The organism is Herbaspirillum sp. SJZ107 (genome assembly GCF_006715485.1).
Classification (GTDB): Bacteria; Pseudomonadota; Gammaproteobacteria; order Burkholderiales; family Burkholderiaceae_D; genus Telluria.
This window is the reverse complement of the sequence record NZ_VFNH01000003.1, coordinates 680057-699427: the sequence shown is the minus strand read 5'-3', so window position 1 is coordinate 699427 and position 19371 is coordinate 680057. Positions and strand designations below refer to the sequence as shown.

The window sequence follows — 19371 nt, the reverse complement described above, 5'->3', positions numbered from 1 at the left end:
CATGGGATGTTCCGGCCGGCGGCGCGGGCATCGCGTGCTTCACCTACTGCATATATTATGAAAATTTCCGTTATCGGGACTGGTTACGTTGGCCTGGTGTCAGGCGCCTGCTTTGCCGACGTCGGCAACACCGTGCTGTGCCTCGACGTCGACACGCGCAAAATCACGATGCTCAAGGATGGCGTCATCCCGATCCACGAACCTGGCCTGGACAGCCTGGTGCAGCGCAATGCCGCCGCCGGCCGTCTGCTGTTCTCGTCGGACTATGACGATGCGGTCAACCACGCCGACATCATCTTCCTGGCCGTGGGCACCCCGCCGGACGAAGACGGCAGCGCCGATCTCACCCACATCCTGTCGGCCGCGCGCAGCATCGGCCAGCGCCTGACCAAGCCGGCGGTGATCGTCGACAAGTCGACGGTGCCGGTCGGTACCGCCGAGAAGGTCAAGCGCGCGATTGCCGGCGAGCTGGAAAAGCGCGGCGTGGACGTCGCCTTCAGCGTGGTCAGCAACCCCGAATTCCTGAAGGAAGGCGCGGCGATCGAAGACTTCATGAAGCCCGACCGCATCGTGGTCGGCGGCGACGAAGCGGAAGCGATGAAGCAGATGCGCAAGCTGTACGCGCCGTTCAGCCGCAACCACGAAAAATTCGTCGAGATGGACGTGCGCAGCGCCGAGCTGACCAAGTACGCGGCGAATGCCATGCTGGCCACCCGCATCAGCTTCATGAACGAACTGGCCAACCTGTCCGAACTGCTGGGCGCCGACATCGAAGCGGTACGCATGGGCATCGGCATGGACCCGCGCATCGGTCCCGATTTCCTGTACGCCGGCATGGGCTACGGCGGCTCCTGCTTCCCGAAGGACGTCAAGGCGCTGATCAAGACCGCCAGCGGCCACGACCGCCACCTGCACCTGCTTACCGCCACCGAAACCGTCAACGACGCCCAGAAGAACGTGCTGTTCACCAAGCTGGTGCGTTTCTTCGGCTCGGAACAGGCGCTGCAGGGCAAGACCATCGCATTGTGGGGCCTGTCGTTCAAGCCGAACACCGACGACATGCGCGAAGCGCCGAGCCGTATCCTGATCCGTTCGCTGTTCGCCGCCGGCGCCAGCGTGATCGCCTACGACCCGGTCGCCAGCACCGAAGCCCAGCGCGTGCTGGTGGCCGAGCATGGCGAAGCGCTGTGCCAGGAACGCCTGCGCATCGTCGATTCGGCCAAGGCCGCGGTCGAAGGCGCCGACGTGCTGGTGCTGGTCACCGAATGGAAGGAATTCCGCGCGCCGGACCTGCCTTTCCTGGCCGACAAGCTGAAACTGAAGGCGGTGTTCGACGGTCGTAACATCTACGATCCGGAAGCGTTCGCGGCCGCCGGCCTGGCCTACGAAGGCATCGGCCGCCGTTCGAAGAAAGTGGAACAATGACCGACGCAGTGCAAGGCACGGACAAGCAGACGGTGCTGGTGACCGGCGCCGCCGGCTTCATCGGCAGCGCGGTAGCGGTGCGCCTGGCCGGCATGGGCTACCGCGTGGTCGGCTGCGACAACTTCAACGATTACTACGACCCGGCGCTCAAGCACCACCGCGTCGAGGCCCTGCTGGGCCCGGCCGGCGTGCCTTGCGAGACGGTCGAACTGAGCGACGGCGAACAGACCGCCGCCCTGTTCGAGCGCGTGAAACCGGCGCTGGTGGTGCACCTGGCCGCCCAGGCCGGCGTGCGCTATTCGCTGAAGAACCCGGCCGCCTACGTGCAGGCCAACCTGGTGGCCTTCGGCCACATCCTGGAAGGCTGCCGCAAGTTCAACACCCAGCACCTGCTGTACGCGAGCAGCAGCAGCGTCTACGGCGCCAACGCCAAGACCCCGTTCAGCGAAACCGACCAGACCGACGCCCCGGTGTCGCTGTACGCGGCCACCAAGAAGGCGAACGAGCTGATGGCGCATACCTATAGCCACCTGTACGGTCTGCCGATCACCGGGCTGCGCTTCTTCACGGTCTACGGCCCGTGGGGCCGGCCCGACATGGCGTATTTCAGCTTCGCGCGCAAGATGCTGGCCGGGGAAAGCATCCCGGTCTTTGCCGAAGGCAAGCTGTACCGCGACTTCACCTACATCGACGACATCGTCGAAGGCGTGGTGCGCCTGCTGTTCAAGCCGTCGATCCGGGAAGGCCAGCCGCCGCACTCGATCTTTAATATCGGCAACAACAACCCGGTACAGGTGCTGGACTTCATCCGCACGCTGGAAGGGGCGGTCGGCGTCAAGGCCGCGCTGGATTTCCAGCCGATGCAGCCGGGCGACGTGCCGGCCACGCATGCCGACACGAACAAGCTGCAGGACTGGGTCGGCTACAAGCCGACCACCTCCCTGGCGACCGGATTGGGCGAATTTGCACGATGGTATAATCAGGCGACCAAGGCAAATGTTTCCTATCTGAAATGAAAAAAGTCCTCATCCTCGGCGTCAACGGTTTTATTGGCCACCACCTGTCCAAGCGCATTCTGGAGACGACCGACTGGGAAGTGTATGGGATGGACATGCAGTGCGAGCGCCTGGGCGACCTGCTGTCCAATCCGCGCATGCACTTCTTCGAGGGCGACATCACGATCAACAAGGAATGGGTCGAGTACCACGTCAAGAAGTGCGACGTGATCCTGCCGCTGGTGGCGATCGCCACGCCCTCGACCTACGTGAAAGAACCGCTGCGCGTGTTCGAGCTGGATTTCGAGGCCAACCTGCCGATCGTGCGCTCGGCCGCGAAGTATAAAAAACACCTGATCTTCCCGTCGACCTCGGAAGTCTACGGCATGAGCCCGGACGCCGAATTCGATCCGGAAAACTCGAGCCTGGTCTACGGCCCGATCAACAAGCCGCGCTGGATCTACGCCTGCGCCAAGCAGTTGATGGACCGCGTGATCTGGGGCTACGGCATGGAAGGCCTGAATTTCACGCTGTTCCGTCCGTTCAACTGGATCGGCGCCGGCCTCGATTCGATTCACACCCCGAAGGAAGGCTCGTCGCGCGTGCTGACCCAGTTCCTGGGCCACATCGTGCGCGGCGAACCGATCCAGCTGGTCGACGGCGGTGCCCAGAAGCGCTCGTTCACCTATGTCGACGACGGCATCTCGGCGCTGATGAAGATCATCGAGAACAAGGACGGCAAGGCCACCGGCAAGATTTATAACGTCGGCAACCCGGTCAACAATTACTCGATCCGCGAACTGGCGACCATGATGCTGGACCTGGCGGCCGAGTACCCGGAATACCGCGAGACCGCGAAGCAGGTCAAGCTGGTCGACACCAGCTCGGGCGCCTACTACGGCGCCGGCTACCAGGACGTGCAGAACCGGGTGCCGAAGATCGAGAATACCGAGTCGGAGCTGGGCTGGCAGCCGCAGGTCTCGATGCAGGATGCGCTGCGCAAGATCTTCGATTCGTACAAGGACAACCTGGGCGATGCCAAGCAGCTCAATTCCTGAGTGCCTGGCCTTCGCCATCGAAAGGGCTGCCGCGGCAGCCTTTTTTATTGGCAGCGGCGTCAATACAAGTTCGATGTTCTTGTAAATCCTTGTATTCCGTCTCCAACGTAGGGTAAGTATTTGTAAAGGGCCCGGACAGGGCAGGGCGAGAGGCATATAGTCGATCTCAGTTTTTCTCTCTCTCCACTCTTGAAGTGGTCTTTGCCCACGGTACCCACCGTGGGCTTTTTTATGCCCAGGAGATTTGCAGTATGTTAAGAACCCGTCTGTTCCGTGCCTGCGTGCTGGCCCTTGCCGTCGGTGCTGCCACGCCCTCGTTCGCCGTCCCGCTGATGGACATGCGCGTCGAAGACCTGATGTTCATGGCGTCGGACCTGAAATCGTCGATGCACCTGAGCACCAACCAGCAAACCCTGTGGAACCAAGTCGAGGGCCGTACCCGCAGCGTGCTGCGCGAGCGCCAGCACCGCCGCGACACGCTGCAGGAACAGGCGAAAACGATGCTGGCCAGGCCGGACGTCGAACTGCGTGAACTGAATAAACTGGTGGAAGCGGAAAGCGCGGCTTCCAGTGCGGAAGACAGGCAGCTGCGTGAGCTGTGGCTGGGCGTGAACGATGCCCTCGACGACAAGCAGCGTGCCCAGCTTGCGGTGTTCCTGGGCGAGCAGCTGGTGCGCGTGGTGCCGGAAGGGCGGCCGGGCGGTGCTGGCGAGCGTGGCGGCGAACGGGGAGAGCGGCGTGGCGGACGTGGCGGCCGCGGCATGGGCGGCATGGGTGGCGCCGGCGGCGCGGGCGCCACGGGACCGGGCGGCGCCTCGATCAACATCGGCGGCTAAGACCCGCCGCGGTGCTCACATATGCATGATGTATCGAAAAGTAAAAAAGCGTGTTTTCGTGTAATGGCCTTACCCTTCCCGGATAGAATTTCCTCGATCTAGTCGGCAACATGGGGCAGGGACGACGAAGAAGTGCCTGTCAGACAACAGCCCGGTTTTGCCAAGCCGGGCTGTGTTACATTTGCCGATGGCCACAAGCCGCTCTTTTCCCTATGCAATGAAGGACTTCCTTGTGAAACGTTACCTGTTGAGCACCCTGACCCTGTCCCTGCTGGCCGCTTTCGCCAGCGCTGCGGAGAATGCCCCGGCACCCGCTGCATCCGCAGCCAAGTCCGGCATCGAGACGCAGTACATCGACCCGACCGTACGCGCCCAGGACGACTTTTTCGAATACCTCAACGGCAAGTGGCTGAAAACCGCCGAGATCCCGGCTGACAAGTCGAGCTGGGGCACCTTCATGAAGCTGCGCGACGACACCACGCCGCAGCTGCGCGAGATCATCGAAGCCGACCAGCAAGCCAAGGCCAAGCCGGGGACCGATGCCCGCAAGATCGGCGACCTGTACGCCAGCTTCATGGACGAGAACAAGCTGGAAGCCCTCGGCACCAAGCCGCTCGCCGGCGAGCTGCAGCGCATCCGCACGCTGAAGGACAAGAAGGGCGTGCCGGCCCTGGTCGCGCACTTGTCGCAGATCGGGGTGGCCACGCCCTACGGCATCGGCGTGGCGCAGGACGCCAAGGCATCGACCCGCTACGCGACCTACATCCGCCAGGGCGGCCTGGGCATGCCGGACCGCGATTACTACCTGAAGCTGGACGACAAGCGCATGGCCGGCATCCGCGCCAAGTACGAAGCGCATGTCGCCACCATCCTCGGCCTGGCCGGAGAAAAGGACGCCGCCGCCAAGGCGAAAGCGATCGTGGCCTTCGAGACGAAGCTGGCCGAAGTCCAGTGGAACCGCGTCGAGCTGCGCGATCCGAACAAGGGCTACAACAAGATGAGCGTGGCCGAGCTGTCGACCCTGGCGCCGGACTACGACTGGAAGAGCGCGCTGGCCGCCGCCGGCGTCGGTAACAAGGCCGACTACGTGATCGTCGGCCAGCCGAGCTACGTCACCGGCTTCAACAAGGTGCTGAACGACACCGACCTCGAGACCGTCAAGGCCTATTTCCAGTGGCAGCTGCTGCGCGAATACTCGCCTTACCTGAGCAAGGGCTTCGTGGACGCCAACTTCTACTTCTACGGCACCACGCTGACCGGCGTCACCGAGAACCGTCCGCGCTGGAAGCGCGCCGTGTCGACGGTGGAAGGCGCGCTGGGCGAAGCGCTGGGCCGCGAATACGTGGCCAAGTACTTCCCGCCGGAGAGAAAAGCGCGCATGGACGCGCTGGTCAAGAACGTGCTGGCCGCTTATAAAGAGTCGATCGACGGCCTCGACTGGATGGGCGCGGCCACCAAGAAGGAAGCGCAGGCCAAGCTGGCCACCTTCAACCCGAAGATCGGCTACCCGAACAAGTGGCGCGACTATACGAAACTGGCGGTCAAATCCGATGACCTGGTCGGCAACGTGATGCGCGCCTCGACCTTCGCCTACAACCGCAACATCAACAAGCTGGGCAAGCCGATCGACCGCGAGGAATGGGGCATGACGCCGCAGACCATCAACGCCTACTACAACTCGCGCCTGAACGAGATCGTGTTCCCGGCCGCGATCCTGCAGCCGCCGTTCTTCAATGCCGAAGCCGACGATGCCGTGAACTACGGCGCGATCGGCGCCGTGATCGGCCACGAGATCGGCCACGGCTTCGACGACAAGGGCAGCCAGTCTGACGGCCAGGGCAACCTGCGCAACTGGTGGACGGAGGAAGACGAGGCGCGCTTCAAGGCCAAGACCGACATGCTGGTCAAGCAGTACGACGCCTTCGAGCCGGTGCCGGGCTACCACGTCAACGGTGCGCTGACTCTGGGCGAGAACATCGGCGACAACTCGGGCCTCGCCATCGCCTATAAAGCCTACAAGATCTCGCTGCACGGCCAGCCGGCCCCGGTCATCGACGGCCTCACCGGCGACCAGCGCTTCTTCATGGGCTTCGGCCAGGTGTGGCGCTCGAAGATGCGCGACGAAGCGGCGATCAACCAGGTGAAGACCGACCCGCACTCGCCGGGCCAGTTCCGCGCCAACGGCACGCTGCGCAACCAGGCCGCCTTCTATGAAGCCTTCGGCATCAAGGAAGGCGACAAGATGTACCTGAAGCCGGAAGACCGCGTGACGATCTGGTGATCGGCATCTGGTAAGCTGCACCCGCACGACCCGGGCCGGCGGTGATCCCGCCGGCCGATTGACCACAATCCGAGAGACCAAAGAGATGAAAAAACAATACCTGTTGAGCGCCCTGACCCTGGCGCTGATCTCCAGCCTGGGCCACGCGGCCGAAGGCGCCGCCGCGGCCAAGAGCACCGCAGCCAAGAGCGGCCAGACCCTGAGCGCCGGCATCGCCACCCAATACATCGAGCCGTCCGTGCGCCCGCAGGACGACTTCTTCGAATACCTGAACGGCAAGTGGCTCAAGACGGTCGAGATCCCGGCGGACAAGTCGAGCTGGGGTTCGTTCATGGAGCTGCGCGAGAACACCCTGCCGCAGCTGCGCGGCATCATCGAAAAAACCGCCTCGACCAACCCGTCCGCCGGCACCGACGCCCAGCGCATCGGCGATTTTTACGCCAGCTTCATGGACGAGGCGCGCCTGGAGCAGCTGGGCGTGGCCCCGCTGAAGCCGGAACTCGACAAGATCGCTGCCCTGAAGGACAAGTCCGAGCTGCCGGCGATGCTGGCCCGCCTGGGTAAAATCGGCGTCGGCGTGCCGTTCGACTTCGGCATCCACCAGGACAACAAGGATTCGACCAAGTACGTCGCCGACATCGGCCAGGGTGGCCTGGGCATGCCGGACCGCGACTACTACCTGAAGGCGGACGACGCCAAGCTGGCCGACACCAAGGCCAAGTACCAGGCCCACGTCGAGAAGATGCTGGGCATGGCCGGCGACAAGAACGCCGCCGCCAATGCGAAAGCCATCGTCGCCTTCGAAACCGAGATCGCCCGCGTGCAGTGGACCAAGGTCGAACTGCGCGATCCGATCAAGGCCTACAACAAGGTCAACCTGGCCGACATGGACAAGACCGCGCCGGGCTTCGACTGGAAGACCTGGTTCGACACCACCGGCATCGGCGCCAAGGCGAGCTACGTGATCGTCGGCCAGCCGACCTACCTGAAGGGCTTCGTCGAGCTGTCGAACAAGACCCCGATCGAGACCTGGAAAGCCTACCTGTCGCTGCACCTGATCGAATCCTACGGCAGCTTCCTGTCGAAGAACTTCGCCGACGAGCGTTTCGATTTCTACGGCCGCACCCTGTCGGGCGTGAAGGAGCAGGAACCGCGCTGGAAGCGCGGCGTCGGCGCGGTCGAGCGTGCGCAGGGCGAAGCGCTGGGCAAGCTGTACGTGGCCGAATACTTCCCGGCCGAGCGCAAGGCGCGCATGGAAGCGCTGGTCAAGAACCTGCTGGCCGCCTATAAACAGTCGATCGACAAGCTTGACTGGATGAGCCCGGCCACCAAGAAGGAAGCGCAAGCCAAGCTGGCCACCTTCAACCCGAAGATCGGCTACCCGAACAAGTGGAAGGACTACTCGGCCCTGACCGTCAAGCGTGACGACCTGGTCGGCAACGTGATGCGTTCGCGCGTGGTCGAAGCCGACCGCGAGCTGAACAAGCTGGGCCGCCCGATCGACCGCGACGAGTGGGGCATGACGCCGCAGACCATCAACGCCTACTACAACCCGGAGATGAACGAGATCGTGTTCCCGGCCGCGATCCTGCAGCCGCCGTTCTTCGACGCCAATGCGGATGACGCAGTCAACTACGGCGGCATCGGCGCGGTGATCGGCCACGAGATCAGCCACGGCTTCGACGACCAGGGCGCCCAGTACGACGGCAAGGGCAACCTGCGCGACTGGTGGACCGCGTCCGACCACAAGAACTTCAAGGCCAAGACCGCGATGCTGGTCAACCAGTACAACGCCTTCGAGCCGCTGCCGGGCTACCACGTCAACGGCGAGCTGACCCTGGGCGAGAACATCGCCGACAACTCGGGCCTGGCCATCGCCTACAAGGCCTATCACATCTCGCTGAAGGGCAAGAAGGCGCCGGTCATCGACGGCTTGAGCGGCGACCAGCGCCTGTACATGGGCTGGGCACAGGTGTGGCGTTCGAAGATGCGCGAACAGCAGCAGATCGTGCAGGTGAAGACCGACCCGCACTCGCCGGGCCAGTACCGCGCCAACGGCACCCTCAAGAACCAGCCGGGCTACTACGAAGCTTTCGGCGTGAAGCCGGGCGACAAGATGTACCTGGCGCCGAAGGACCGCGTGATCATCTGGTAATGCGTCGTCGACAATGAAAAAGGCCGCGAAGTTCGCGGCCTTTTTTTACGTCGACGCAGTACTCAGGTCATCCGCTTATTTTGTCAGGCTGGACACGCTGCACGACTTGACCACGCCCAGGGCCGGGTCGCCGAACACGGCGTTCGAGCACAGGACCGAGCCCGTGAAGGTCCGGGTCACGAAGCTGCTGCCGGCGCCGTAGCGGACGTCGCGGGTGCCGCTGAAGGTGCACAGGGCGCCCTCGCCGGCGCAGGTGTTCCAGGTTTCCGCTGCCGGTGCAGTGCTGCTGTCGGCGGCGTAGCTGCAGGTCTTGGCCACGTTCGGGGTCGGGTCGCCGAACACCGCGTTGCTGCAGGCGACCGAACCGGTGACGGTGCGCGACACGAAGGTCGTGCCCGAGCCGTAGCGCACTTCATGGGTGCCGCTGAACGAGCAGGTACCGCCTTCGTTGGCGCACTGGGTCCAGGCGGTGGCCGCATAGCTGCAGGTCTTGGCCACGTTCGGGGTCGGGTCGCCGAACACGGCGTTGCTGCAGGCGACCGAACCGCTCACGGTGCGCGACACGAAGGTCGTGCCCGAGCCGTAGCGCACTTCGCGGGTGCCGCTGAAGGTGCAGGTGCCGCCTTCGTTGGCGCACTGGGTCCAGCCCGTCGTTGCGGGCGGCGTGGCGGCGGCGCCGTTGGAGGCGTAGGCGCCGATGTCGTTGACGTTGATGCGGGCTTCGCCCGAAGCCACGTGCTGGTATTGCGCAATCGGGGCCAGCACGAAGCCGGTCGGTGCGGTGCCGGGCGCCGAGGCGGCATTGATCATCGGCGAACCGGCGGCCGGATGCAGGTCGTAGGTGGCGCGGTTGACGAAGGCCGGTGCGGCGGCGCTGTGGTTGGTCCTGAGTGTCGCATTGCCCTGGCTGGTCACGCTGCCGGCGCCCGCAAAGACGTTGTTCTGAATCAGGGCAGGGGTGCTCACACCGGAGCCGATCATCACGAAAGTGCCCGAACCGGCATCGTTCAGGAAAGTATTGTTGACCACATACAGGTCCTTGCCCGGGTTGCTCGCACCTTCCTCGCCATAGGCCAGGATGTTCGGGTTGCTGTTGGCGGCCGGCTGTTCGATCACGTTGCCGATGACGTACGAGGTGCCGGCGTTGGGCAGGTCGACTTCGTAGCTCGGGCTGCCCGCTGCGGTGCTGCTGGTCTGGCCCGGCGCGGTGCTGGAGAAGCGGTTGTTGTAGATCGTGTTGACCTGGGCGCGCGACTTCAGGTTGTGGCCGACGTTGGCGTCGTGCGAATAGCTGTAGCGGAAGGTGAGGCTGCGGACGTTGCCGATATACAGGTTGTGGCTATAGCCGTCGCCGAAACCGTTGTGGCCGAATTCACTGTACTCGATCAGGATATCGCTGGCGGTATTGGCGCCGCTCAGAATGCCGTTTTCGTTATCGTGCAGGAAGCTCTGGCGCAGCGTGAAACCGGTGCCTTCCAGGCGCAGTGCGGCGCCGTTCTGGTCCGGCACCCGGGCACCGTACATTTCGACGTTTTCGATGGTGATGTTGTTGCCGCCGACCACCCAGATCGCCTTGCCCATGGCATTGGCGCCGTTGGCATCGATCATCGGACGGCCGTTGACGCCGCGAATGGTCAGGTTATTGCGGGAAATGCCGCAGACATCGCCCTTGTAAATATTGTTGCCGCTGATTTCGATGGTGTCGCCATCGCGGGCAGCGTTGAATGCCGCGCACGGTGCGGCATATTGTTTGCCGGGACCGACCGACAGGGTCGCGGCAGATGCGCCGGTTGCCGCCAGCAGCGAGACCACCAGGGCAGGGGCCAGGCGGGCGGCGATGGAGCCGGTGTTGCGCTGTTGCATGTCGTTTCCTCGTAAATGAAAATTCTTTTGAGCAGTTATTCCTGCTGGAAAGATAGGAGCTTACGAGATTTGAGAAACGTGGTTTGTAAGTATTTGTAACGAAGAATATGTAATAAATAACCATGCAATTACTGCCATTTCTATTTATTTTTCGATAACGCCGCCTAAATCTTTCCTGAATCCGAGGCTGCCTGTAATTTTTTCCTACGGAAACTACTTGATCGAGTATGAATCCCCTGCACGTGCGCCAGGCGAGGCCGGTAGCGATATAAGTCGTCTAATTCTGCTTCCTTCAGCCACTCAAAATTTTTATCGCGAAACTTTATTTGATGTTGTTTCCTGGCATCTTTGAAGATTGTCTGAAGAAGAATAAATATTATTTATTACAACAAAATTTAATATAAAAATTCTATTTTTTATCTTTTGTAACTAGGGTTTTTACCTGTTTGATACTGATAGGGGCGTCGATTTTTTTTACACGACAAATTTGAAGTGCTCAAAGCCAAAAAATAACTCATTGATAAGAAACAAAAAATTCTTATGGAATGCAACTTGCTTATGTTCTTGTCATGATTGGTAATTGTTCAAATAGGAGAGGTGTGTGAAAAAAATATTTGTTTCTTTGATGTTACTCATTGCATCTTTGGGTGCGACAGGCTCCGCATGGGCTGTCGTCGTCACCGGTTCTACTTACGGTGTTTACCTGGAGGGTGAATTCAGCGGCAACCCTGCTATCCCCATCAGCGTCTTCGACGACACGCCGGCCACCTTCATGCGCGACGGCCTGGTGGTGACGGTCAGTGAATCCGATACCATCCTCAGCGATGTCACCAACCACATTTCCATCAACCTGAGCACGAACGGTGATTTGTTTCCGGTTTTCAATGAAGGTGCCTACCTGGGCGTGGGGACCCTCGACGTACTCGACCTGGCATTCCCCGTGAATCTTTATGATGCGCGCATTACCATGCTCGACCTTGCTGGCAATGTGATATTTGCATCGGATAACCTGGCCGGACTTGCCGTTCAAAGCCAGCCTTGGGACGGCAGCTTGCCGACCCCTGCGACGAGTCTGTTCGTGAGCGAGATCGGTGGCCAGGACGTGGCCAGTATCACCTTCGATTTCTACGTGACCCACGTGATGCAGAATTCGGTGCCGGAACCGGGCAGCATCCTGCTGTGCTGTGCAGGCCTGCTGGCTGCCCTGGCAATGCGCCGTCGCCGCCAGTCCCGCATGTGATCCGCCTGTCCAGCAGGGCAAGCCACGCCCTGCTGTCAACTTGCCATGCTTGCGGCCGTCGATACGACGGCCGCAACGCCATCAGCGAGTCAATTTCCGCTGTTCAATATTCTTCCAGTTTTACCAAATACAACAGAATTCGTTACGAATATATAAAAAACACAAATCCGTATAAAATTTGACCTGAAGCATTATTAATTGTCCACCTCGACCTCCTGAATGCAAGCTCTTACCAAGAGGCCATCGGCTTCCTTCCTGTTCCTGGCCTATCTGGCCGCCGTCGCCGTCGGGACGTTTGCCATGGTCCTCGCCAGGGCCTACCAATCAGGTTTTTCCGGCGCAGACGAACCTTCCCACTTCCTCAACGGCTATTTCATCGCGAACTACCTGAGTACCCACCTGGGCGCCAATCCGATGGCGGCCGCGGCCGATTTCTATATCCACTATCCGAAGATCTCGATAGGCCATTGGCCGCCCGCCTATTACGGTTTCCTGGGGCTGCTGTTCATGGTGCTGCCGCCGACCATGCCGGTCGTGTTCGCGCTGAATGTGTTGCTGGCCGCGCTGCCGGCAATCGGCATCGCCGCTGCGCTGAGCCTGCTGGCGGATCGCCGCGCCGCCATCATCGGCGTGCTGGTGTACGCGCTGACGCCGCTGGTGCTCGAGGGCCACGCGATGTTCATGGTCGACCAGCCGCTGGCCGCCTGCCTGGTGGCCGCCACCGCCGTGTGGATCGCGTATGCGGCGGCCCCGGGCTGGGGCAAGGCGATCGGCTTTGCGCTGCTGGCTGCGCTGGCCGTGCTCATGAAGGGCAATGGCTGGCTGGTGGTGTTCATTCCGGTCTTTCATATCGCGCTGACCGCCAACTGGAAGCAGCTGCTCTCCATCAAGCCGTACGTCGCCGCCGTGCTGATGGCGCTGCTGGTGGTGCCGTGGTACCTGCTGACGGCAAAAATCGCCGCCGACGGCTTCAATTACCAGGCAGGCCTCCCGTATGCATCGCAGGCGCTGCTGGCCAACCTGCTCACGCTGTCGCACAACCTGACGCCGGCCGGCGTGCTGCTGGCCCTGTTCGCCGTGGTGGCCGAATTCCGCCAGCGTGCGCGCTCGGCGCTGCGCTGGTCGATCGTCAGCTGCATCCTCAGCCTGGTGCTGGCCACGCTGCTGCTGCAGTCGCTGGTGCCGGTCGATATCGTCGACCGCTACATGGCGCCGGCCCTGCCGGCGGTGGTGGTGCTGGCCATCCTCGGTGCCCAGCATCTGCTGGCCATGCTGGCGCAACGCGGCGCCAGGCCGGCCGCGGCGCTTGCCGCTGCCGTGCTGGCGGTGGTGATGGCGGTGCCCGGCGTGATGCACCTGGCGGCGCGCCCGCCCAAGGCCGACACCGGTATCGGGCTGCTGTCGCAGGCGCTGGCGCCCGCCAACCGCCCGACGCTGACCGTGATCGACGGCCCGGCCGGCGCGGAAGGCGCCTTTATCGCCGAGATGGCGGTGCACGACAGCCGCCTGCAGGGCTATGTGATCCGCGCATCCAAGCTGCTGGCCGATTCGAATTTCATGGGCAGCAGCTACACCCTCAAGTACAGCAATGCCGGGCAGGTACTGGCGGCGCTGAACCGCCTCGGTGTGCAGCACGTCGTCATCGTGCGCCAGAACAATAATCCGGCTTATCCCCATAGCACCCAGATGCGCGACGCGCTGATGGGCCGGGATTCCGGCTTCGTGTTGACCCGGCGCCTGCCGCACCAGTACCGCGACGGCGTGACGGAAGTCTACGAAGCCAGCGGCATCGTCACCCCCGACATCGCGGCCGTCCGCGAAATGGGCATTCCCGCCAAAGCCAGCAAGCTAACCCAATTACAGCAGTAAGGAACAACATGGAATCCACTTTGAGAACCCCGCAGAATGTCGTGCCGATGGACGTGACGCATGCCTCCCTCGCCGGGTTCGAGATCGCAGTCATCTTGCCCTGCTACAACGAGGAAGCGGCCATCGGCGCCGTCGTCGAAGGCTTCCGCCGTGAACTGCCGCAAGCCCGGATTTATGTCTACGACAACAATTCGAAGGACAAGACGTCCCAGGTCGCCGCCGCCGCCGGCGCCATCGTGCGCACCGAAACCCTGCAAGGCAAAGGCAATGTCGTGCGCCGCATGTTCGCCGACGTCGACGCCGACATCTACCTGATGTGCGACGGCGACATCACCTATGATGCCGCCAGCGCACCCGCCCTGATCGCCAAGCTGATCGCGGAAAACCTGGACATGGTGGTTGGTTGCCGCGTCGACTCGGAAGCCGCCGCCTACCGCGCCGGCCACCGCTTCGGCAACGCCTTGTTTACGGGCTTCGTCGCCAACCTGTTCGGCAACCGCTTCACCGACATCCTGTCCGGCTACCGCGTGTTCTCGCGCCGTTACGTGAAATCCTTCCCGGCGCTGTCGAACGGCTTCGAGATCGAGACCGAACTGACCGTGCACGCGCTCCAGCTGCGCATGCCGATCGGCGAACTGAATACGCCCTACGGCGCACGCCTGGAAGGCTCGACCAGCAAGCTGTCGACCTACCGCGACGGCTTCCGCATCCTGCTGATGATCACCAAGCTGTTCAAGAACGAGCGCCCGCTGTTCTTCTTCACCATCATTTTCGCGCTGCTGGCCCTGCTGTCGCTGGGCTTGTCGCTGCCGGTGCTGCTGACCTACCTCGAGACCGGCCTGGTGCCGCGCCTGCCGACCGCCGTGCTGGCGGCAAGCACGATGCTGCTGGGCTTCCTGGCGCTCACCTGCGGCCTGATCCTGGACACGGTCACCCACGGGCGGCGTGAACTGAAGCGCCTGGCTTACCTCACGGTGCCCTCGGTCGGTGCCATGCTTGGAAAACGGACTTGAAACAGTTCCTGCGCTTTTGCATGGTCGGTGCGCTCGGCTTCGTCACCGACTTTTCCATGCTGTACCTGGGCGTCAAGGTGCTGGGACTGGGAACGGTCAGCGGCCGGCTCCTCTCGTTCGTGATTGCCGCCACCGTGACCTGGAAGGTCAACCGGCATTTCACCTTCGTCCAGCAGGGGCAGGGCTCGCTGCGCGAATGGGCGCAGTATCTGCTGCTGACCAGCCTCGGCGGCGGCATCAACGTGATCGTCTATACGATCTGGCTCTGGCTGACCGACCACAGCACGCTGAACCTGTTCCTGGCCGTTGCGGCCGGCTCGGCCGTTGCGCTGATGTTCAACTTCGCCATGTCGAAGTACGCCGTGTTTACGCGCCGCCAGGCCGCGTCGTAGCCGGCGGCCCGCGCCCGGCGGCCCGCGCCCGGCGGCCCGCGCCCGGCGGCCCGGCAGGCGGCTTATTTTGCCGCCGCCACCATGTAGTCGACGGCCGCTCGGACGTCGGCATCCGGCGCCGCCGAACCGCCTTTCGGCGGCATCACGCCAGCCTTGCCCTGGAAACCCTTGAGCGCATGGTCGTACAGCACCGCATTGCCCTGGGCGATGCGCGGTGCCCAGTTGGCCTTGTCGCCGACCTTCGGCGCGCCCGCGATGCCGGCGCCGTGGCAGGCGATGCAGGCCGTGTTGAACAGGGCCTTGCCGGTATCGGCGCTGGCACTGGCAGGGGCGGCTGCCGGCGCTGCTGCAGCCGGCGCCGCTGCTGCAGCCGGGGCGGGTGCCGCGGCCGGTGCCACGGCAGCGGCGGGTGCGGCCGCCGCAGCAGGCGCAGCCGCAGCAGGAGCGCCAGCCGCAGGGGCCGCCGCCTGCTGGGTGGGGGCCGGGGCTTCCGGTTCCTTGAACTTGGCGCCCGCCTGGTTGCTCATGTAGACCACGGCACGTGCCACTTCGATGTCGTCCAGGTCCGGATTGCCGCCCTTGGCCGGCATCAGGCGGATCCCCTGCACGGCGTGCTGGACCAGCGTGTCGTAACCCTGCTTGATGCGCGCGGCCCAGGCGCCGGCATCGCCCAGCTTGGGGGCGCCGGCGGCGCCGCTGCCGTGGCAGGCCGCGCATACCGCGGTGTACACGGCCTGGCCGCTCTGCAGGACTTTCGGGGCGTTGGCGTCCTTGAAGGTGAAACCTTCGTCGGCCACCGGGCGGATGCGGGCGCCGATGGCTTGCGCGGTCTGTTCCGAGCCGGCCCCCTGCAGATGGGTATTGGTGACGAAGGTGACGAGCAGGATGATGCCGATGACGATGACGAGGAAGAAACCTGCGACCGCAACGATGAGTTGCTTGGGTGTCTGGATCAGGGATTGCTGTTCATTGTGTGCGTCGCTCATGATTTCCTTAATCTAATTAAAAAAACCTGTCTCCTGCGCTGCGGATGCTTGTTTGCAATACCATCCGCGCCCGATTATAGACCCAAAAATCGTTAATGGAAACGCAATTACTGGCCGGCAGCGCCGGTTCCCATAGACGACGGTCGGGAAAGACTGTATCCTTCGCATCACTCTCAGCGCGGCTGTAGCTCAGTGGATAGAGTATTGGCCTCCGAAGCCAAGGGTCGCTGGTTCGATCCCAGCCAGCCGCGCCACTTCAGAAGATGGGCAAGTCCTTGCATCTTCGACCCGGGCTTACCGCCTGCGCCATCCGATCGCACCGCTCGTGGCGTTCGAACCTCTCGTATTTCTTCTTCATTCATGCTGAGTTTTCCGCATCGCTAGCGTTCTGGGCGATTTCTGGTCGGCGCAGCGCAGTCTGTACTCATTCCAATCTGCAATTAATAGTTTGCCACTATATTTTCGCCGTGGTATCGTCATTACATATAAATCTACCTACATAGAAATATGTTTTACGCATACGCATCATCAATCGCCTATGCCCTCATGGATGGTTTTCAACCATGATGGCGGCGCTTCAGTCCTTGTCCACTGCAAATTCGAAGGTAAGAAACGAGATCCCGAGAGCGTTTTCTATCTATCTTGATTTATTGAGGTTTCTTGCAGCGTTGAGTGTGGTCTTGCACCATACGTTTTTGCAGTTTGCCCCCCTTGAATTTCCGGGCCATGAGGCCGTTGTCGTATTTTTTGTGTTGTCCGGCTACGTCATCACGCATACGACGTCGCGTCCCGGGATGACCCTGTCCACTTATTTGCAACACCGGATTGCCCGCATCGTCCCGGTCGCGTGGGCAGCCCTGTTGGTTGGGCTGATACTGTCGATGGCGAAGGGCGAATTACCGCTTGCAGCGACACTGACCAACATGTTCTTCCTTGGGCAATCCGGTCTTGGATGGACCGAAGCGCCACTGAATGTTGCTTTCTGGTCGCTCAACTATGAAGTCTGGTATTACCTGATCTTCGCTGCCTGGATATTCTCGGCGCCCCGCTACCGGATCGTACTGACGGGCCTGACGGCACTGATTGCCGGACCAAAGATCGTGCTGTTGTTTCCAATATGGTTGATGGGTGTATGGCTGTATCGGAAAATGCCGGTACTGGACAAGGGCCCGGCGCTGGCAATCTATGCAGCCACCCTGATTGCAGCTGTACTGCTGTGGCGGTTCGATATTTCAGAGCTGTTGCGGGCGTGGCTTTATGATGTGTTCCCACCTGCCTGGCGTGCGCATCATTCGACACAGATGCTGTATGACCTCGTACTCGGCGTGGTGGTCACCGCGCATCTGAGCGCCGCCGCCAATATCATGTCCAGCCTTGACTGGTTGACCCGCTTCGAAGGCCCGATCCGTTATCTCGCCGGTCTTTCGTTTTCGATGTATGCATTTCATGGACCACTCGGGGAGCTGTATCAGCCGGGAATGAGTCCATTTCAATTTTATGCTGAGTTATCGATAGGAATTTTCTTGCTTGCTCAGCTTACCGAGTGCCGCGTGGCTTTTTTCCGCAGCATGCTGCGGCAGCTTGTAGCAAGGACTGCACATCCATTAAGCCAGTGAAGCAAGCGCGCTTCCCTGGCTTTGCGCTGCCGCGTGATGCGCTCTGACTTCGCGCACGATAGATGAGCGCTGCGCGGTCGCGCCGTCGAAATGGTACTATTGCATGCTCTGGGCATAACAATGTTGCCCAAAAGTTCACGGCAGCCAAATACTTCCCTTAGGAAAATTGCAGTATTTTTCTTGCGTCCGCGTTGACCAGACCTCGTGGGTGGAGGTTGGAGGGCCTGACAAGGGGCCGGTAACTTGTTGTTTCTGTTTAACAATTCATGTACTTTTGCTGGGAAGTATCGGTTTTTCCGTGTTATATTAAATGTTGTACAATTTGCAAAAATTGGATCGGAACCGATAAAATGAATGCAGAAGCAGTCGTTGCAGTAGTTGGACTCGGGTACGTTGGTTTGCCACTGGCGGTCGCATTCGGCAAGCGGGGCAGGACGCTCGGCTTCGATTTGTCCGCCACCAAGATTGCACATTATCGCAGCGGCGTCGATCCCAGCGGGGAAGTCGCGGCTGCCGACCTGGCTGCGGCGGCGCAGCTCGAATTCACGACCGATCCGGCGTGCCTGGACGCCGCCGATTTCATCATCGTCGCGGTGCCGACCCCGGTCGACGGCGCCCACCAGCCTGATTTCACGCCGCTGGCCGGCGCCACCACGCTGATCGGCCGTCACATGAAGCCCGGTGCGACCGTGGTGTTCGAGTCGACCGTGTATCCAGGCGCCACCGAGGAAATCTGCATTCCGATCCTCGAGCGCCAGTCCGGCATGCGCTGGCGGCATGACTTCCACGTCGGGTTTTCGCCGGAACGCATCAATCCGGGCGATCGCGAGCATACGCTGGCGACCGTTCCGAAAGTGGTGTCCGGCGACGACGACGCCACGCTGGCCCGGATCGCCGCGCTGTATGAATCGGTGGTCGAGGCCGGCGTGCACCGGGCGTCCGCGATCAAGGTGGCCGAGGCGGCGAAAGTCATCGAGAACACCCAGCGCGACCTGAACATCGCGCTGATGAACGAACTGGCGATCATTTTCGACAAGATCGGGATCGATACCAGCGACGTGCTGCGCGCGGCCGGCACCAAATGGAATTTCATGCCCTTCCGTCCGGGGCTGGTCGGCGGTCATTGCATCGGCGTCGATCCGTATTACCTGACGCACAAGGCCGAGATGGTCGGTTACCACCCCCAGGTGATCCTGGCCGGCCGCCGCATCAATGACGGCATGGCCAAGTTCGTGGCCGAGAAAACCGTCAAGTCGATGATCTCGTCGGGTTTCCACGTCAAGGGCTCGACCGTCAACGTGGTCGGCCTGACGTTCAAGGAAAACTGCTCGGACCTGCGCAATTCCAAGGTGGCCGACATCGTGCACGAGCTGGCGTCCTATGGCTGCGACGTGCACGTGCACGACCCGCTGGCCGATCCGGGCCAGGCGCGCCACGAGTACGGGATCGAGCTGGAGAACTGGGACAGCCTGCCGCGCGGCGACGCGATGGTGGTGGCGGTCGGGCACCGCGAAGTGATGGAGCACTCGTCCGACGAGTTCTGCGCCAAGCTCAACGACGGTGGCTGTTTCATCGACGTGAAGGCGCAGTTCGACCCGAAAACCTTCAGCCAGGCAGGCTACAGCGTCTGGCGCTTATAAGA

At 61.9% G+C, this 19371-nt stretch carries 14 protein-coding genes and 1 tRNA gene; 13 read left to right on the top strand and 2 right to left on the bottom strand.

Annotated elements, in window-relative coordinates; translation table 11 throughout:
• Window positions 1–57: 57 nt before the first annotated feature.
• The 6 genes from FBX97_RS21200 to FBX97_RS21175 all read left to right on the top strand — a co-directional run bounded on the left by FBX97_RS21200 (window position 58) and on the right by FBX97_RS21175 (window position 8750).
• Window positions 58–1425, top strand: coding sequence for a UDP-glucose/GDP-mannose dehydrogenase family protein (locus FBX97_RS21200; RefSeq protein WP_141836306.1), 1368 nt, complete (start codon window positions 58–60; stop codon window positions 1423–1425).
• Window positions 1422–2441: an NAD-dependent epimerase/dehydratase family protein gene (locus FBX97_RS21195; protein ID WP_141836304.1), complete on the top strand. Its 1020-nt coding sequence runs from the start codon at window positions 1422–1424 to the stop codon at window positions 2439–2441. Before FBX97_RS21200 ends, FBX97_RS21195 begins: the two co-directional genes overlap by 4 nt.
• Window positions 2438–3478, top strand: a complete 1041-nt coding sequence (locus FBX97_RS21190) for a bifunctional UDP-4-keto-pentose/UDP-xylose synthase (RefSeq protein ID WP_141836302.1) — start codon at window positions 2438–2440, stop codon at window positions 3476–3478. The genes FBX97_RS21195 and FBX97_RS21190 overlap by 4 nt, the downstream gene beginning before the upstream one ends.
• A gap of 251 nt (window positions 3479–3729) precedes the next feature.
• Window positions 3730–4314: a hypothetical protein gene (locus tag FBX97_RS21185; RefSeq protein WP_141836299.1), complete on the top strand. Its 585-nt coding sequence runs from the start codon at window positions 3730–3732 to the stop codon at window positions 4312–4314.
• Between the two features lie 232 nt (window positions 4315–4546).
• The gene (locus tag FBX97_RS21180; RefSeq protein ID WP_141836296.1) at window positions 4547–6595 is read left to right on the top strand and encodes a M13 family metallopeptidase; all 2049 of its coding nucleotides are present in this window, start codon (window positions 4547–4549) and stop codon (window positions 6593–6595) included.
• 85 nt (window positions 6596–6680) lie between these two features.
• A complete protein-coding gene (locus FBX97_RS21175; RefSeq protein WP_141836293.1) occupies window positions 6681–8750 on the top strand; it encodes a M13 family metallopeptidase in 2070 nt (689 codons plus the stop codon).
• Window positions 8751–8825: 75 nt separating this feature from the next.
• Here FBX97_RS21175 and FBX97_RS30250 read toward each other — a convergent pair whose 3' ends face one another.
• Window positions 8826–10613, bottom strand: coding sequence for a hypothetical protein (locus FBX97_RS30250; protein WP_255517579.1), 1788 nt, complete (start codon window positions 10611–10613; stop codon window positions 8826–8828).
• A 601-nt stretch (window positions 10614–11214) separates the two neighbouring features.
• Here FBX97_RS30250 and FBX97_RS21165 point away from each other — a divergent pair.
• The 4 genes from FBX97_RS21165 to FBX97_RS21150 all read left to right on the top strand — a co-directional run bounded on the left by FBX97_RS21165 (window position 11215) and on the right by FBX97_RS21150 (window position 15127).
• Complete coding sequence (locus FBX97_RS21165; RefSeq protein WP_141836290.1) at window positions 11215–11853, top strand: PEP-CTERM sorting domain-containing protein; 639 nt, start codon at window positions 11215–11217, stop codon at window positions 11851–11853.
• A 219-nt stretch (window positions 11854–12072) separates the two neighbouring features.
• Window positions 12073–13722, top strand: a complete 1650-nt coding sequence (locus FBX97_RS21160) for a glycosyltransferase family 39 protein (RefSeq protein WP_141836288.1) — start codon at window positions 12073–12075, stop codon at window positions 13720–13722.
• Window positions 13723–13769: 47 nt separating this feature from the next.
• Entirely contained in the window at window positions 13770–14735 is a 966-nt protein-coding gene (locus tag FBX97_RS21155; RefSeq protein ID WP_141837105.1) for a glycosyltransferase family 2 protein, read from the top strand.
• Window positions 14732–15127, top strand: a complete 396-nt coding sequence (locus FBX97_RS21150; protein WP_141836287.1) for a GtrA family protein — start codon at window positions 14732–14734, stop codon at window positions 15125–15127. Before FBX97_RS21155 ends, FBX97_RS21150 begins: the two co-directional genes overlap by 4 nt.
• A 62-nt stretch (window positions 15128–15189) precedes the next feature.
• Here FBX97_RS21150 and FBX97_RS21145 read toward each other — a convergent pair whose 3' ends face one another.
• Window positions 15190–16113 carry a cytochrome c5 family protein gene (locus tag FBX97_RS21145; RefSeq protein ID WP_141836285.1) on the bottom strand — a complete coding sequence of 308 codons (924 nt, stop codon included), beginning with the start codon at window positions 16111–16113 and terminating at the stop codon, window positions 15190–15192.
• Between the two features lie 178 nt (window positions 16114–16291).
• Here FBX97_RS21145 and FBX97_RS21140 point away from each other — a divergent pair.
• The 3 genes from FBX97_RS21140 (at window position 16292) to FBX97_RS21130 (ending at window position 19369) form a co-directional block, all read left to right on the top strand.
• Window positions 16292–16367: transfer RNA gene (locus FBX97_RS21140), tRNA-Arg, on the top strand.
• Window positions 16368–16676: 309 nt separating this feature from the next.
• Window positions 16677–17729, top strand: coding sequence for an acyltransferase (locus FBX97_RS21135; RefSeq protein WP_141836283.1), 1053 nt, complete (start codon window positions 16677–16679; stop codon window positions 17727–17729).
• 350 nt (window positions 17730–18079) lie between these two features.
• On the top strand, window positions 18080–19369 hold the full coding sequence (locus FBX97_RS21130) for a nucleotide sugar dehydrogenase (RefSeq protein WP_141836281.1): 1290 nt from the start codon (window positions 18080–18082) through the stop codon (window positions 19367–19369).
• The last annotated feature ends 2 nt before the right edge of the window (window positions 19370–19371 follow it).